This window comes from Mesorhizobium sp. C120A, assembly GCF_030323105.1.
GTDB lineage: Bacteria > Pseudomonadota > Alphaproteobacteria > Rhizobiales > Rhizobiaceae > Mesorhizobium.
Window position 1 is genome coordinate 6586214 of sequence record NZ_CP100476.1, and the last position, 14637, is coordinate 6600850.

The window sequence follows — 14637 nt, forward strand, 5'->3', positions numbered from 1 at the left end:
GTCATGAGTTTGGGAATAATGCGAGAAGCGCAAGGGAAACGCCAATGCTACCGGGCCTCAAGGCCGGATTCACGCTCGACTCCAGGCTGGAGGCGGATAGCGAGCAGCTGATGTGGCTCGGCCTGTGCGAGCTCAGGGTGATGAACGATAGCCGCTGGCCATGGCTGGTCCTGGTGCCGCAGCGGCCGGGGGCCGAAGAAATCCACGACATGACGCCGCTCGACCAGGCGATGTTGACCTTCGAAACCAACATGGTGGCGCAGGCGCTGAAAAGAACCACGGGCTGCACCAAGATCAACACCGGCGCGCTCGGCAACATCGTTCGGCAATTGCATGTCCACGTCATCGCCCGCTCGGAAGGCGATCCGGGCTGGCCGGGTCCGGTGTGGGGGCACGGCATGCGCGAGCCCTATGAGCGTTCAGGCATCCGCCAGTTTGCGCAACAGATCAAGGCGGCGCTATAAGCCGCCTGTGTCCATCCCTAGACGTTCGAGCTTCCATGACCTTTCGCCTTTTTGACGCGCCCTTGCGCGAACCGAGCCAGTTCGTCGGCTTCGCCGGAAACACGATTGATCGGCAATCCGAGAACCGCGCCGACGATTCCGTCGAAAGGGCGTTGGCCGATCCCTCGGCACGTCTTCTGCCGATGCATGGCGGACGGCTGTATCTGAAATTGCACGATGGCAGCTTCGACCCTTGGTTCGATCTGGCTGAGAGCCAGAAGCTGCAGCCATCACTCGCACAAGGCGTGCTGCTTGGCTTTGCCGAGAGCGGCCCGGTACTTGCCGTGCCGGTCGGCCTCGATCCCGAACAGCTGCCGGAGACCATGAAGGCGATCGATTATCGCTCGGTCTATATGCAGGGGCTGATCGACGAGGCGGCAGCGGGCGCGCTGGCGCAAGGCGCCGCCCTGCTTGCCTGGCATGCCACCCATCGCTTCTGCAGCAAATGCGGCCATGAATCGCAAATGCGGGCCGGCGGCTACAAGCGCCATTGCCCAAATTGCGGCACCGAGCACTTTCCACGCACCGATCCGGTGGCGATTATGCTGACGGCGACGCGGGAAAAATGCCTGCTCGGCCGCGGCCGGCATTTCGGGCCCGGCATGTACTCGGCGCTTGCCGGCTTCATCGAGCCGGGCGAGACGATCGAGGCGGCGGTGCGCCGCGAAACGCTGGAGGAAGCCGGCATCCGGCTCGGCCGCGTCGTCTACCATGCCAGCCAACCCTGGCCGTTCCCCTATTCGCTGATGATCGGCTGTTTCGGCGAACCGCTCAATGACGACATCCAGGCCGATCTCAACGAGTTGGAAGATTGCCGCTGGTTTTTTCGCGACGAGGTGCGTTCCATGCTGGAGAGGACGCACAAGGACAATCTGGTCACGCCGCCGAAAGGCGCGATCGCGCATCATCTGATCCGCGCCTGGGTCGACAGCGAATAAGACTTGTTATTTTACGCATTCCGGACGGAAAACCGCTTCACACTTTTCCTGGAGTTGCTTAACGGGAGCAAAAAATGATCCGTCACACCGTGGTTTTCACCCTGAAGCACCCGCAGTACTCGCTGGAGGAAAAGCGGTTCCTCTCCGATGCCAAGCGCATTCTCAGCGCAATCAAGGGCGTCACCCATTTCGAGCCGCTGCGGCAAGTCAGCCCGAAGAACGACTATCACTTCGGCTTCTCGATGGAGTTCGTCGATCAGGCCGCCTACACCAGATATAACGAGCATCCCGACCACGTTGCCTTCGTGCGCGACCGCTGGATCCCGGAAGTCGAAACCTTCATGGAAATCGACTATGTGCCGCTGACCCTGCTGGTTTAGGGGAACCTTAGTCCGCGACCTTCCACTGCTCGCGCGACTCGCTGGCGGGATAGACACCCAGAATGCGCACTTCGCGCGAGAAGAAGCGCAGTTCGTCCAGCGCCAGCTTGACCAGTGGATCGTCGGGATGGCCCTCGATATCGGCGTAGAACAGCGTCGCGGTGAAGGCGCCCAACTGATAGCTCTCCAGCTTCGTCATGTTGACGCCGTTGGTGGCGAAACCGCCCATTGCCTTGTAGAGCGCAGCCGGCACGTTGCGGACACGGAACATGAAGGTCGTCATCATCTTGGTGTCGGCCGAGGGCCGTTCGGCCAATCGCTTGTCCTTGGTCAGCACGACAAAGCGGGTGACATTCGAATCCGTGTCCTCGACGTTCTTCTCGATGATGTCGAGGCCGTAGAGTTCTGCGGCTAGCGCCGGGGCGAGCGAGGCCATGGTGCGGTCCTTGAGCTCCGAGACCAGCTTCGCAGAGCCCGCCGTGTCGCCGGCGATCACCGGCTTCCAACCGTTCTTGCGGATGTATTTGCGGCACTGTCCCAGCGCATGGATATGGCTGTGCACGGTCTTGATCTCTTCGCGTTTGACGCCTGGCAGCACCATCAGCTGGAAGTGGATCGGCAGAAAATACTCGCCGACGATGTGGAGTTTCGATTCCGGCAAGAGATGATGAATGTCGGCGACGCGGCCGGCGATGGTGTTTTCGATCGGGATCATGGCGAGGTCGGCCTTGTTGGTCTCGACCGCGTTGAAGGCATCCTCGAAGGTGGGGCACGGCAACGGCTCCATCGAAGGGAACATGTTGCGGCTGGCGGTGTCGGAATTGGCGCCCGGTTCGCCTTGGAAGGCTATTCTGTTGGTCTTGTCAGGCATGCCGATATCTCAGGTTGAAGGTCTCAGGAAAGAATTTGTCGGGCGCGTTCGAGGTCTTCCGGCGTGTCGACGCCCAGCGGCAGCGATTGCACGATCTCGGCATCGATGCGCATACCGGCCTCCACCGCCCGCAACTGCTCCAGCCGCTCGCGCCGTTCGAGCGGCGAAGGTTTTAGCGCGACGAAGCGTTCGAGGGCTGAGCGCCGATAGGCGTAGAGGCCGACATGGTGATAGAGCGGCCCCTCGCCCCAGGGCGCGGTGGCGCGGGTGAAATAGAGCGCCTTCAGCCGCGTCGCCGACAACGGCGAACCGACGATCTTGACGACGTTGGGGTTGGCCTTTTCCTCGTCGCGGACGATCTCGACGCCGAGCGTGGCGATGTCGACCGCAGCGTCCTCGAACGGTTTCAGCGCCGCACCGATGATCTTGGGATCGATGGTCGGCAGGTCGCCCTGCACATTGACGATGGTTTCGACCTTGCGATCGGGGTCGAGGGCGGTCAGCGCCTCGAAGATACGGTCGGAACCGGATTCGTGGTCGGTGCGCGTCATCACCGCCTCGAAACCGTGCGCGCGCACCGCTTCGGCCACGTTGCGCGTGTCGGTTGCCACCACTACCCGGCCAAGCCCAGCCTCAGCGGCGCGGCGGGCGACATGGACGATCATCGGCGCGCCGGCTATGTCGGCCAGCGGCTTGCCCGGCAGGCGCGTCGAGGCCATGCGGGCCGGGATCAGGATGAGCGTGGACATCGAGGTTGCAAGGCGTTCGAAAGAGGATGGGGAAAGTGGCAAAAGGTCTCACTGGAAGCGCCCTTATAGGTGTTGCAACGCCCAAGCAAAAGACCTAGTTTCCGCCCGATTTGACCGGCTCGACGGGGTGGGTCACGATACCGACGGACGGAGTGGACGGAGAGGTCCGCCGGAAAAGGGAGCCCTGGGGCGTATGGATTCCAACGAAGTCAACAAACTGCTCGCCGGGTTGCTTGGAACCTGTTTCGTCGTCTTCTCGGTCGGTTTGGTGTCCGACGCCCTGTTTGCCTCGCCGGCGCCGGAAAAACCCGGCTTTGCCATCGAGGCGACGGAGCCTGCCGAAGGCGGCGCCGCCGGACCCGCGGCAGAGGCCAAGCCGATCGCCGACCTTTTGGCCACCGCCAATGTCGAGCAAGGTGCGGCCGTCTTTAAGAAATGCCAGGCCTGCCATTCCGGCGAAAAAGGCGGCCCCAACAAGGTCGGCCCGGATCTCTGGGACATCGTCGACCGCCCCGTCGCCGAGCATGAGGGCTTTGCCTATTCGGCCGGCATGAAAGAGTTTTCCAAGGGCGGCGCGGAGAAGTGGACCTATGACAACCTCAACCACTTCATCACCTCGCCGAAGAAATTCGTGAAGGGCACTGCGATGGGCTTTGCCGGCCTGCCGAAGGACGAGGACCGCGCCAACGTCATCGCCTATCTGCGCACGCTGTCGGATAGTCCGAAGCCGCTGCCGACGCCAGGTGCCGCCGCTGATGCAACCGCGCCGGGCAAGCCGGCCGAGGGTGCTGCTCCGGCCAAGCCGGCTGAAGGTGCAGCTCCAGCCCCTGCGACGCCGGCACCGGCGCCCGCCAAATAACCGAATTGTCATCTCCATGATCTCAAAAAAGCCGGGTTCAGCCCGGCTTTTTGTTAGGAAAATCGCATATGCGGCGACAAAGCCGCCGCATGGCGGTTTTCACCGGCGTCAAATCATTTAGGATTGCCGGGCATCGCGAAGAGGAGAACGCATGACGGTTGGCCGAACGCTTCTGAGGTCCCTCCTGGCAGCAACCGTTGTGGCTGCCGGGTTGCAAGCAGCAGCCGCGGATGAATGGCACACCACCTCCTCACTGATCGGCGAGTCCAAATATGGCGAGAGTTTCCAGCGCTACGATTATGTGAATCCGGACGCACCGAAGGGCGGTACCTACAATTCGGTCGTTTCCGGCACGTTCGACAGCTTCAATCCCTATATCGTTCAGGGATCGCCGGCGGCCGGCCTGCAGCCATTTGGCGGCGGCCTGCTCTACGACACGCTGATGGATCAGGCGACTGACGAAGGCAGCGTCAGCCACCCGCTCATCGCCGATGCCTACAAGTACCCGACCGACTATTCCTCGGCCACCTACCGGCTCGACCCACGGGCGAAATGGCATGACGGACAGCCGATCACCACTGACGACGTGATCTGGTCGTTCCAGGTGCTGAAGGCCAACAGCCCGATGTACAGCCGCTATTTCGAAAACGTCACCGACGCAGTCGCTGTCTCGGACCGTGAGGTCGAGTTCCACTTCGACCAGAAGGGCAATCGCGAACTGCCCAAGATCCTCGGCGACCTTGTCGTGCTGCCCAAGCATTGGTGGGAAGGCACCGACGCCAATGGCAAGAAACGCGACATCACCAAGGGGACGCTGGAGCCGCCGCTGGGCTCGGCTGCCTACAAGATCGCCAGCTTCAAGGCGGGGTCGGAAATCGTCTGGCAGCGCGTCCCCGACTATTGGGGCGCCAAGCTGGCTGTGAAAATCGGTCGGGAGAATTTCGACACGCAGCACTTTACCTACATTCTTGACGACAACGCCTCCTGGGAGGCGTTCAAGAAAGGTGGCCTCGACGATATCAAGCCGGAAAACAGCTCGAAGCGCTGGGCGACATTTTATGATTTCGCGGCGATCAAGGCCGGCGATGTGATCAAGCAGGAGTTCAAGACCACCTCGCCCGAGCCGATGCAGGCTTTCATGCTCAACCAGAGACATAGGTTGTTTGCCGATCGTCTGGTCAGGGCCGCGCTCACCTACCCGTTCGATTTCGAATCGATGAACCGCACGCTGTTCTTCGGTTTCAACACTCGCACCCACAGCTATTTCCAGGGCACGGAACTGGCCTCGAGCGGCCTGCCGCAAGGCAAGGAATTGGAGATCCTGGAGAAGTACCGCGACAAGCTGCCGCCGGAAGTATTCACCCAGGAATTCAAGTTGCCGGTCTACGATTCGCCGCAGGCGGAGCGCAAATATCTGAAGCAGGCGGTCGACCTGTTCGCCCAGGCCGGCTGGGTGATCAAGGGCGGCAAGATGGTCAACGCCAAGACCGGCGAGCCATTCAAGTTTGAAATCCTAGGCTCGAATGAAACCGACCAGGTCATTTCCAGCCCCTGGATCGCCAATCTGCGCAAGATCGGCGTCGATGCGACACTGCGCATCGTCGACCCGAGCCAGTACACCAACCGCGTCAGAAAATTCGATTACGACGTCATCACAGGACAGCTCCAACAGTCGGAATCGCCCGGCAACGAGCAGCGCGATTTCTGGAGCTCCAAGGCCGCCGACACACCGGCATCGCGCAATTATTCCGGCATCAAGAACCCGGTCGTTGACGCCCTTGTCGACCGCATCATTTTTGCCACGGATCGCGATGACCTCGTCGCCACCACCCATGCGCTCGATCGCGTGCTGCTGTGGAATTACTATGTGGTGCCGCAATACTACCGCGCCGTTGTGTGGCTGGCTTACTGGAACAAGTTCGGCATCCCGGAAAAGCAGCCCGGCTACCGTGGCGCCGATATCGATTCCTGGTGGATCGATGCGGACAAGGAAAAGGCCCTGGCCGCCAAGTACAAGGGCAGCAATTGATGGCGGGGCTCCCTCGCCGCGATTTCCTGGCCCTCAGTGGCGCCGCGGCCGTTGCTGCGCTGCTGCCGGGCAAGGCTTTCGCCGCCAGCCCAACCGGCGTGAAACTGCATGGACTGTCGGCTTTCGGCGACCTCAAATACAAGCCGGACTTCACTCATTTCGACTATGTCAATGTCGATGCGCCGCAAGGTGGCGTCTTCAACTTCCTGCCGCGCAACTGGCTTGCCAACCAGACGCCGCTGACCTTCAACACGCTGAATTCGTTCGTTCCCAAAGGCGATTCGCCCCAGCGCACGGAGATGTGCTTCGATTCACTGATGGTGAGAGCGTACGACGAACCTGACGCCGTTTACGGGCTGATCGCTGACGGCGTGACGATTTCCGACGACCGCAACGACTTCACCTTCTCGCTGCGCCCGCAGGCCCGCTTCCATGACAGCACGCCATTGACCGCCGAGGATGGCGCCTTCACCTTCAAGCTGCTCAAGGACAAGGGGCACCCGTACTATTCCCTGCCGCTAACGCATCTGGATGACGCGATTGCCGTGGATGCCCACACGCTGCAGCTTAGGTTTTCCGGCAAGCAGACAAGCCGCACCATCCTCAACGTCGTCGAGTTCCCGGTCCTGTCGAAGGCTTTCTACACGACCAACCCGTTCGATTCCTCGCAGATGAACCCGCCGTTGGGGTCAGCCGCCTACAAGGTCGGTCGCTGGTCGGCAGGGGCCTGGATCGAATATGAGCGTGTGGCTGATTATTGGGGCAGCGACCTGCCGGTCAATCGCGGCCAGAGCAATTTTCAGCGGATCCGCGTTGAGTTCTATCAGGACCGTAGCGTTGCCTTCGAAGCGTTCAAGAAGGGAGAAATCCTCTACAGGGAGGAATTCACCTCGCGCGTCTGGGCGACCGGCTACGACTTCCCAGCCTTCACTGCCGGCAAGGTGGTGAAGCACGAATTCCCGGCCGAAACGGTGCCTTCGATGCAGGGCACCGCCGTCAACCAGCGGCGCGAGCAGTTTCGCGACTCGCGCGTGCGGCAGGCGATCGGGCTCTGCTTCGACTTCGAATGGACGCGGCGCAATTTCTTTTACGGTTCCTATGAGCGCTCGCAATCCTGCTTCGAGCAATCCGATTTTCGCGCCGAAGGCGTGCCCTCGCCTAGGGAATTGGCTCTCCTCGAACCGCTGCGCGACCAGATTCCCGCCGAGGCTTTTGGCGAAGCCGTGGTCCAGGACGCGTCGAACGGCTCCGGCCGCGACCGGCAGTTGCTTGGCAAGGCGGCCAAGCTTCTGGCCGAGGCCGGCTGGAAACGGTCCGGCAATTTCGTCGTGAACGACAAGGGTGGTCGGTTGTCCGCAGAGTTTCTTGTCGACGACGAAGTCTTCGAGCAGGTCTACTCGCCCTGGGTCGAAAACATGAAGGCGGTCGGCATCGATGCCTCGATCCGGCTGGTGGATGCCGCGCAATATCAGCTGCGGCAGAATTCGTTCGACTACGACCTCGTCTCGGTCGCGGCCTCGTTTCCGGCGACGCCAACCCGTGACGACCTCGAAACCATTTTCCATTCGCGAGCAGCTACCGTATCGGGCTCTCGCAATCTGCCGGGAACGTCGAGCCCGGCCATCGACGCCCTGGTTGACGCCGCGGGCGCCGCCAAGGATCGCGAAGGCCTGACAATTGCCATGCGCGCGCTCGACCGGGTCTTGCGTGCACGGCGGGATTGGATTCCAAGTTGGTTCCTGGCGAATCATCGAAGCGCCTATTGGGACATGTTCGGTTTTCCCGAGCGGAAACCCGATTTCGACTTCCCGGTCGAAGCGCTGTGGTGGGTCGACAAGGGCAAGGCGGCAAAAATTGGCAAAGGGTAGGCTGTTGCGCGGCACTTTACCCTCCCCCTCGTGGGGAGGGTCGGTGAGCACTTCGTGCGCAGCGCGAATGGCGAACCGGGGTGGGGGTGTGACGGCGTACGCCGGATCGAGACTACCCCCACCCCGCCCCGCTTCGCGGATCGACCCTCCCCACAAGGGGGAGGGTGAAAGCTGATGGGCGCCTACATACTGCGCCGTATCCTGCTGATGATACCGACCCTGTTCGGCATCATGGCGGTTGCTTTCGTCGTCACTCAATTCGCACCGGGTGGACCGGTCGAGCAGGTCATCGCCAGCCTGACCAACCAGGGCGGCAGCGACCGCCTCGGCAGCGGCGGTGGCGATGCAGGAGGCGGCGGCAATTTCGATGTGGCCGGTGACGTCGGCTCGAAGTATCGCGGCGCGCAAGGGCTCGATCCGGAATTCATCAAGAAGCTGGAAAAGCAATTCGGCTTCGACAAACCACCGCTCGAACGCTTCGTCATGATGCTGTGGAACTATGCCCGCTTCGATTTCGGCGACAGCTATTTCCGTGACATCTCGGTTCTTGACCTGATCCTGGAGAAGATGCCGGTGTCGATCTCGCTTGGGCTGTGGATCACGCTGTTGTCCTATCTGATCTCGATCCCCCTTGGCATCCGCAAAGCGGTCAAGGACGGCTCCGCCTTCGACGTCTGGACCAGCGGCGTGATCATCGTCGGCTATGCCATACCGGCCTTCCTGTTCGGCATATTGCTGATGGTGCTGTTCGCGGGCGGCTCCTTCTGGGACTGGTTCCCACTGCGCGGCATCGTCTCCGACAATTGGGACCAATTGTCGTGGCCCGACAAGATCGTCGATTATTTCTGGCACATGACCTTGCCGCTGACGGCGCTGGTGCTGTCGGCCTTCGCGACGACGACGCTGCTGACCAAGAACTCCTTCCTGGAAGAGATACGCAAACACTATGTGGTGACGGCCCGTGCCAAGGGCCTGTCGGAGCGGCGGGTGCTTTACGGACATGTGTTCCGCAACGCAATGCTGATCGTCATTGCCGGCTTTCCAGCGGCCTTCATCTCGGCCTTCTTCACCGGCTCGCTTTTGATCGAGAACATCTTTTCCCTCGACGGTCTCGGGCTGCTCGGTTTCAGGTCCGTGTTGGCGCGCGACTATCCGGTCGTGTTCGCCAACCTCTATATATTTTCGCTGCTTGGTTTGTTCGTGACGCTGTTGTCCGACCTGATCTACACATGGGTCGATCCGCGCATCGATTTCGAGCGGAGAGACGTCTGATGACGCAGGCTGCAGCCGAGATCACACCGACAAGGATCGCCCGCCCCTGGCTGTCGCCGCTCAACAAGCGGCGCTGGCAGAACTTCAAGGCCAACCGGCGCGGCTACTGGTCGTTGTGGATATTCCTCGCTCTGTTCGTGCTGTCGCTGTTTGCCGAACTGATCGCCAACGACAGGCCGATCGTCGCCTACTACAAAGGCGAGATCCTGTTCCCGGTGGCGGTCGCCTACCCCGAGGAAAAATTCGGCGGCTTCTACGCCGTCACCGACTATCGCGACCCGGTCATCCGCGACGAGATCAACGCCAATGGCTGGATGATCTGGCCGCCAATCCGCTATTCCTATCGCACCGTCAACAATGCGATCCCCGACGCCGCTCCCGCAAAACCGTCATGGGAATACGACGCGCAGAGGCGATGCAGCCAATATCCGCAAGGCGCTGCCGATCCTGACTGCATTGTCGGCAACTGGAACTGGCTGGGTACCGATGACCAGGCGCGCGACGTGCTGGCGCGCATCATCTACGGGTTTAGGATTTCCGTGCTGTTCGGGTTGATCCTGACTGCGGGTTCGTCGGTTATCGGCGTCGCCGCCGGCGCGCTGCAAGGGTATTTCGGCGGCTGGACCGACCTTCTCTTTCAACGCTTCATAGAAATCTGGTCGGCGATACCGCTGCTGTATCTGCTGCTGATCGTCGCCGCCATCCTGCCGCCGGGCTTCTTCATCCTGCTCGGGCTGATGCTGCTGTTCTCCTGGACGTCGCTTGTCAGCGTGGTGCGCGCCGAATTCCTGCGCGCACGCAACTTCGAATATGTCAACGCGGCCCGCGCGCTTGGTGTGTCCAACCGCACCATCATGCTGCGCCATCTTCTGCCTAATGCCATGGTGGCGACGCTGACCTTCATGCCTTTCCTGGTCAGCGCCTCGATCTCGACACTGACCTCGCTCGACTATCTCGGCTTCGGCCTGCCGCCCGGCACCGCGTCGCTCGGTGAACTGCTAAAACAGGCGCAGAGTAACCTCAATGCCCCCTGGCTCGGTATATCGGGCTTCATCGTCATCTCGCTGATGCTGTCGCTGTTGGTGTTCATCGGTGAAGCAACGCGCGATGCCTTCGACCCGCGCAAGGCGTTCCGATGAGCGAACTCCTGCTCTCCGTCCGCGATCTCAGCGTTGCCTTCACCCAAGGCGGCAACGAGTCGACCGCCGTCGACCACATCTCCTTCGACCTCGCCAAGGGCGAGACGGTGGCGCTTGTGGGCGAATCCGGTTCCGGCAAATCGGTCTCGGCGCTGTCGGTGCTGAAGCTTCTGCCCTACCCGACGGCCAGCCATCCCTCGGGCAAGATCCTGTTCCAGGGCGCCGACCTTTTGGCGATGAACGAAAAGCAGTTGCGCAGCGTGCGCGGCAACAAGATCACCATGATCTTCCAGGAGCCGATGACCTCGCTCAATCCGCTGCACACGATCGAGCAGCAGATCGTCGAGATCCTGGCGCTGCACCAGGGCATGGGCGACCGCGAGGCCAAGGCGCGCACGCTGGCGCTGCTCAACGAGGTCGGCATACGCGAACCGGAGAAGCGGCTCAACGCCTATCCGCACCAGCTGTCCGGCGGCCAACGCCAGCGCGTCATGATCGCCATGGCGCTGGCCAACGAGCCTGAACTGCTGATCGCCGACGAGCCGACGACGGCGCTCGACGTCACTGTCCAGGCGCAGATCCTCGAATTGCTGGCGGGGCTGAAGAGCCGCAAGGGCATGTCAATGCTGTTCATCACCCATGATCTCGGCATTGTCAGAAAGATCGCCGACCGCGTCTGCGTGATGACCAAAGGCAAGATCGTCGAGACCGGGCCGACCAGGGACATCTTCGCCAACCCGCAGCACGCTTATACCAAGCACCTGCTGGCCGCCGAGCCGAAGGGCAAGCCGCCGGCCGCCAACGACGCCGCCAAACCGGTTATGACCGGCAAGGACATCAAGGTTTGGTTCCCGATCAAAAAGGGTTTCTTTCGCACCACCGTCGACAATGTGAAGGCTGTTGACGGAATCGACGTCACCGTACGCGCCGGCCAGACGCTAGGCGTCGTCGGCGAATCCGGCTCCGGCAAGACGACGCTCGGGCTGGCGCTGGCGCGGATGATCTCATCGACCGGCACCATCCAGTTCAATGGCAGCGACATCAACCAGCTTTCCTTCAACGCCATGCGGCCGCTGCGCCGCGAGTTGCAGATCGTTTTCCAGGACCCGTTCGGCTCGCTCAGCCCGCGCATGTCGGTCTCGGAGATCATCGAGGAAGGCTTGAAGATCCACGAGCCGAAGCTGTCGCCCGACCAACGCGACGACAAGGTCGTCGCCGTGCTGAAGGAGGTCGGGCTCGATCCGGCGACCAGGAACCGCTATCCGCATGAATTCTCCGGCGGCCAGCGCCAGCGCGTCGCCATTGCGCGCGCCATGGTGCTCAATCCGCGCTTCGTCATGCTGGACGAACCGACCTCGGCGCTCGATATGAGCGTGCAGGCACAGGTGGTCGACCTCTTGCGCAATCTGCAGGCCAGGCACGACCTTGCCTATCTGTTCATCAGCCACGATCTGAAAGTCATTCGCGCCCTTGCCAATGACGTCATCGTCATGCGCAATGGCAAGATCGTCGAAGCCGGCCCTTCCGAACAGATTTTCGAACGGCCGCAGACCGACTATACCAAGGCGCTGATCTCGGCCGCGTTCAAGATCGAGACGGCGCCGGTCGGCATCGTCAGCGAATAACAGGGAATACAATCCGCAAATGGAAAAAGGCAAAATCCTGCTTGCCGTCACCGGCTTTCATCCGCAGCGCTGGCGCGAGCTGCTGTCGGCCGAGCGCGAAGTGGTGCTGGAGCCGGACGGCGCTTCGGACCCGTCGATCACCTATGCGGTGGTGTGGAAGCAGAAGCCGAACCTCTTGAAATCGCTGCCCAATCTGCGCGCAATCTTCTCGATCGGCGCCGGCGTCGACCACATCTTCGCCGATCCCGGCCTGCCCGATGTGCCGATCGTCAAAGTGGTCGCCGACAACCTCACCCAATACATGACCGAATATGTCGTCTGGCGGGTGCTCGACCATCATCGCCAGGGCATGCTCTATCGTGCCCAGCAGCCGAAGAAGACCTGGCACGAACCGCCGCAGCGGCCGGCCGGCGACATCTCGGTCGGCATTATGGGGCTCGGCAATCTCGGCCGCGCCGCGGCGTCGGTGCTGTTGTCGCTCGGCTTTGCCGTCAATGGCTGGTCGCGCAGCGACAAGGCCATGAAAGGCGTTGCGACCTATGCCGGAGAGGCCGGGCTGATCCCCTTCCTCAACGCCACCGACATACTGGTGGTGCTGCTGCCGCTGACGCCGGATACGCACGGCATCATCAATTACGGCGTGCTGAAGGAATTGCGCAAGCGCAACGGCCTCGGCGGCTCGGTGCTGATCAATGCCGGGCGCGGCCGGCTGCAGAAGGACGCCGACATCTTGCGAGCGCTGGACGACGGCACGCTGAAGGAGGCGAGCCTCGACGTGTTCGAGGTCGAGCCGCTGCCGAAGACCAGTCCGCTTTGGAGTCACCCGAAAGTGTTCGTGACGCCGCACGCGGCGGCGACCTCCGACCCTGTCCACCTGGCGCCGAGCATGTTGCGGCAGATGGATGCCTTCGAGCGCGGCGAAAAGCTTGATAACGTGGTCGACCGCAAGGCGGGGTACTGAGGAAGTTCAGGTTCAGCTCGGCAGGGTGAACTTCTTCTGTTTGTTGGGCTTGCCGCAGTCGCGGCGGACGATCGAGCGGTTCATGGCGTCGATCTTGCCACTTGCCAGATCAGTATCGCGCTTGCTTTTGGAGCGCATATCCGGCGTGAACGGGCCGAAGCCCATCGCCGGATTGGAGAAGCTCGGCTTGGCGTCCGTCGACAGATGGTATTGCTGCGCCAGTTCGTTGCGCTGCGCCAGCAACTGGTCGCAAGGCACGTTGTCATATTGCAGCGACGATTGCACGTCCTGGTCCTGCCGCTCCGACATCGAACTGCCCATGCAGCCGGTCATTGCCAGGCAAGACACCAAGACCATCATGTTCCAGCGCATGTGTTCCTCCTCAATGCCTGCCGAGGGCTTTTCCCGGCTTGTATCCTACCTGATGCCGCGCCAGCCGCAAAAATCCTATTCACGTTTTCGAACAAGACGAGACATCAACCCTTGGACGAGGGCACCGCCAGCGCGGCAAGCCCGTCGACCGGCTGGCGGCGATCCCAGCGGATGACGGTCGGCTGCATCGACAGCACCGACAGGCCGTTTGCGGCAAGCACCCGCTCGACATAGGCTTGAGAATGGGCGTAGCGACGAGACGGCTGCAGCGCGAAACCGGCGTCGCCGCCCGCCCCGCCCTTGGCTGGCGTTTCGACGGAAAAGGCAAACAGGCCATTGGTGGCCAGAATGCCCGCGACGGTCTTCATCACGCGATCGAGCGCGCCGACATAGATGAACACGTCGGCCGCCACCACCAGATCGGCTTTCGGCCCGGCATAGGCAAAATGCTGCAGATCGGCCTTGGCGAGCAGATCGTAGACGCCTTTGGCGCGGGCCTTTTTCAGCATGGCGGCGGAGATGTCGTAGCCCTCCAGCCGTTCGGCGACCGGCCGCAGTTTCTCGCCCATCAGACCGGTGCCGCAACCAAGGTCGAGCGCCAGCGAAAAGCGGCCCGCCCTTGCCGCTCGAATGGCGCGATCGAGAAACTCCGGCAGCCGGTAGCCGAGCTTGCCGACCAGCGAATCCTCGAAAGTTTCGGCATAGTGGTCGAACAGCGTTTCGACGAAGGCGCTGGGTGGCGCCGCGGCAGCCGGCGCCTTGCCGATGAGTTGCAGCTTCAGCGCAGCGCCAAGGCGATCCGCCGGGTCGAGTTTCAGCGCCGTCGCCCAGGCTTGAGCCGCCACGTCGAGCCGCTCGGCCGTCTCCTGCATCTCGCCAAGACGGAACCAGCCCGCCGCCCATTGCGGCGCCAGTTCCAGCGCGCCGAGCAGCAGCTCCGCCGCTGCCGCGTGCTCGCCCGAGCCGAAAAGCATCTCGGCATAGTCGGCGCGACGGTCGGCGGTCAGGTCGCCGGACGAGATTTTCAGCGGTTGCATGGCGATGGCCCCGCCGGCTGATGCGGCCGGTGGC

The 14637-nt window shown here is 62.0% G+C and carries 14 protein-coding genes; 10 read left to right on the forward strand and 4 right to left on the reverse strand.

What is annotated here, in order from left to right; translation table 11 throughout:
- Positions 1-44: 44 nt before the first annotated feature.
- From NL532_RS31870 to NL532_RS31880, 3 genes are all read left to right on the forward strand, one after another.
- Positions 45-464, forward strand: coding sequence for an HIT domain-containing protein (locus NL532_RS31870; protein WP_023682032.1), 420 nt, complete (start codon positions 45-47; stop codon positions 462-464).
- A gap of 35 nt (positions 465-499) precedes the next feature.
- A complete protein-coding gene (gene nudC, locus NL532_RS31875) occupies positions 500-1441 on the forward strand; it encodes an NAD(+) diphosphatase (protein WP_023738168.1) in 942 nt (313 codons plus the stop codon).
- A gap of 74 nt (positions 1442-1515) precedes the next feature.
- Positions 1516-1821 carry a Dabb family protein gene (locus NL532_RS31880; RefSeq protein ID WP_023669515.1) on the forward strand — a complete coding sequence of 102 codons (306 nt, stop codon included), beginning with the start codon at positions 1516-1518 and terminating at the stop codon, positions 1819-1821.
- A gap of 7 nt (positions 1822-1828) precedes the next feature.
- Here the strand turns inward: NL532_RS31880 and NL532_RS31885 are convergent, their stop codons facing one another.
- Positions 1829-2692, reverse strand: coding sequence for a prephenate dehydratase (locus tag NL532_RS31885; protein ID WP_023682034.1), 864 nt, complete (start codon positions 2690-2692; stop codon positions 1829-1831).
- Positions 2693-2715: 23 nt separating this feature from the next.
- Positions 2716-3441, reverse strand: a complete 726-nt coding sequence (locus tag NL532_RS31890; protein WP_023669513.1) for a 3-deoxy-manno-octulosonate cytidylyltransferase — start codon at positions 3439-3441, stop codon at positions 2716-2718.
- A gap of 193 nt (positions 3442-3634) precedes the next feature.
- Here NL532_RS31890 and NL532_RS31895 point away from each other — a divergent pair, with 193 nt between their 5' ends.
- The 7 genes from NL532_RS31895 (at position 3635) to NL532_RS31925 (ending at position 13194) form a co-directional block, all read left to right on the forward strand.
- A complete protein-coding gene (locus NL532_RS31895; protein ID WP_023688767.1) occupies positions 3635-4300 on the forward strand; it encodes a c-type cytochrome in 666 nt (221 codons plus the stop codon).
- 151 nt (positions 4301-4451) lie between these two features.
- The gene (locus NL532_RS31900; protein WP_023828457.1) at positions 4452-6329 is read left to right on the forward strand and encodes an extracellular solute-binding protein; all 1878 of its coding nucleotides are present in this window, start codon (positions 4452-4454) and stop codon (positions 6327-6329) included.
- Positions 6329-8197 carry an extracellular solute-binding protein gene (locus NL532_RS31905; protein WP_023828458.1) on the forward strand — a complete coding sequence of 623 codons (1869 nt, stop codon included), beginning with the start codon at positions 6329-6331 and terminating at the stop codon, positions 8195-8197. The genes NL532_RS31900 and NL532_RS31905 overlap by 1 nt, the downstream gene beginning before the upstream one ends.
- Before the next feature lie 174 nt (positions 8198-8371).
- Positions 8372-9469: a microcin C ABC transporter permease YejB gene (locus tag NL532_RS31910; protein WP_023828459.1), complete on the forward strand. Its 1098-nt coding sequence runs from the start codon at positions 8372-8374 to the stop codon at positions 9467-9469.
- On the forward strand, positions 9469-10608 hold the full coding sequence (locus tag NL532_RS31915) for an ABC transporter permease (protein WP_023682037.1): 1140 nt from the start codon (positions 9469-9471) through the stop codon (positions 10606-10608). The genes NL532_RS31910 and NL532_RS31915 overlap by 1 nt, the downstream gene beginning before the upstream one ends.
- On the forward strand, positions 10605-12233 hold the full coding sequence (locus NL532_RS31920; protein ID WP_023828460.1) for an ABC transporter ATP-binding protein: 1629 nt from the start codon (positions 10605-10607) through the stop codon (positions 12231-12233). Before NL532_RS31915 ends, NL532_RS31920 begins: the two co-directional genes overlap by 4 nt.
- A gap of 19 nt (positions 12234-12252) precedes the next feature.
- Positions 12253-13194 (forward strand): 2-hydroxyacid dehydrogenase, encoded by a 942-nt coding sequence (locus NL532_RS31925; protein WP_023669506.1) that lies wholly within the window; start codon positions 12253-12255, stop codon positions 13192-13194.
- 12 nt (positions 13195-13206) lie between these two features.
- Here NL532_RS31925 and NL532_RS31930 read toward each other — a convergent pair whose 3' ends face one another.
- Positions 13207-13566, reverse strand: coding sequence for a hypothetical protein (locus NL532_RS31930; RefSeq protein ID WP_023669505.1), 360 nt, complete (start codon positions 13564-13566; stop codon positions 13207-13209).
- A 104-nt stretch (positions 13567-13670) separates the two neighbouring features.
- A complete protein-coding gene (locus NL532_RS31935) occupies positions 13671-14603 on the reverse strand; it encodes a class I SAM-dependent DNA methyltransferase (RefSeq protein ID WP_023828461.1) in 933 nt (310 codons plus the stop codon).
- Between the last annotated feature and the right edge of the window lie 34 nt (positions 14604-14637).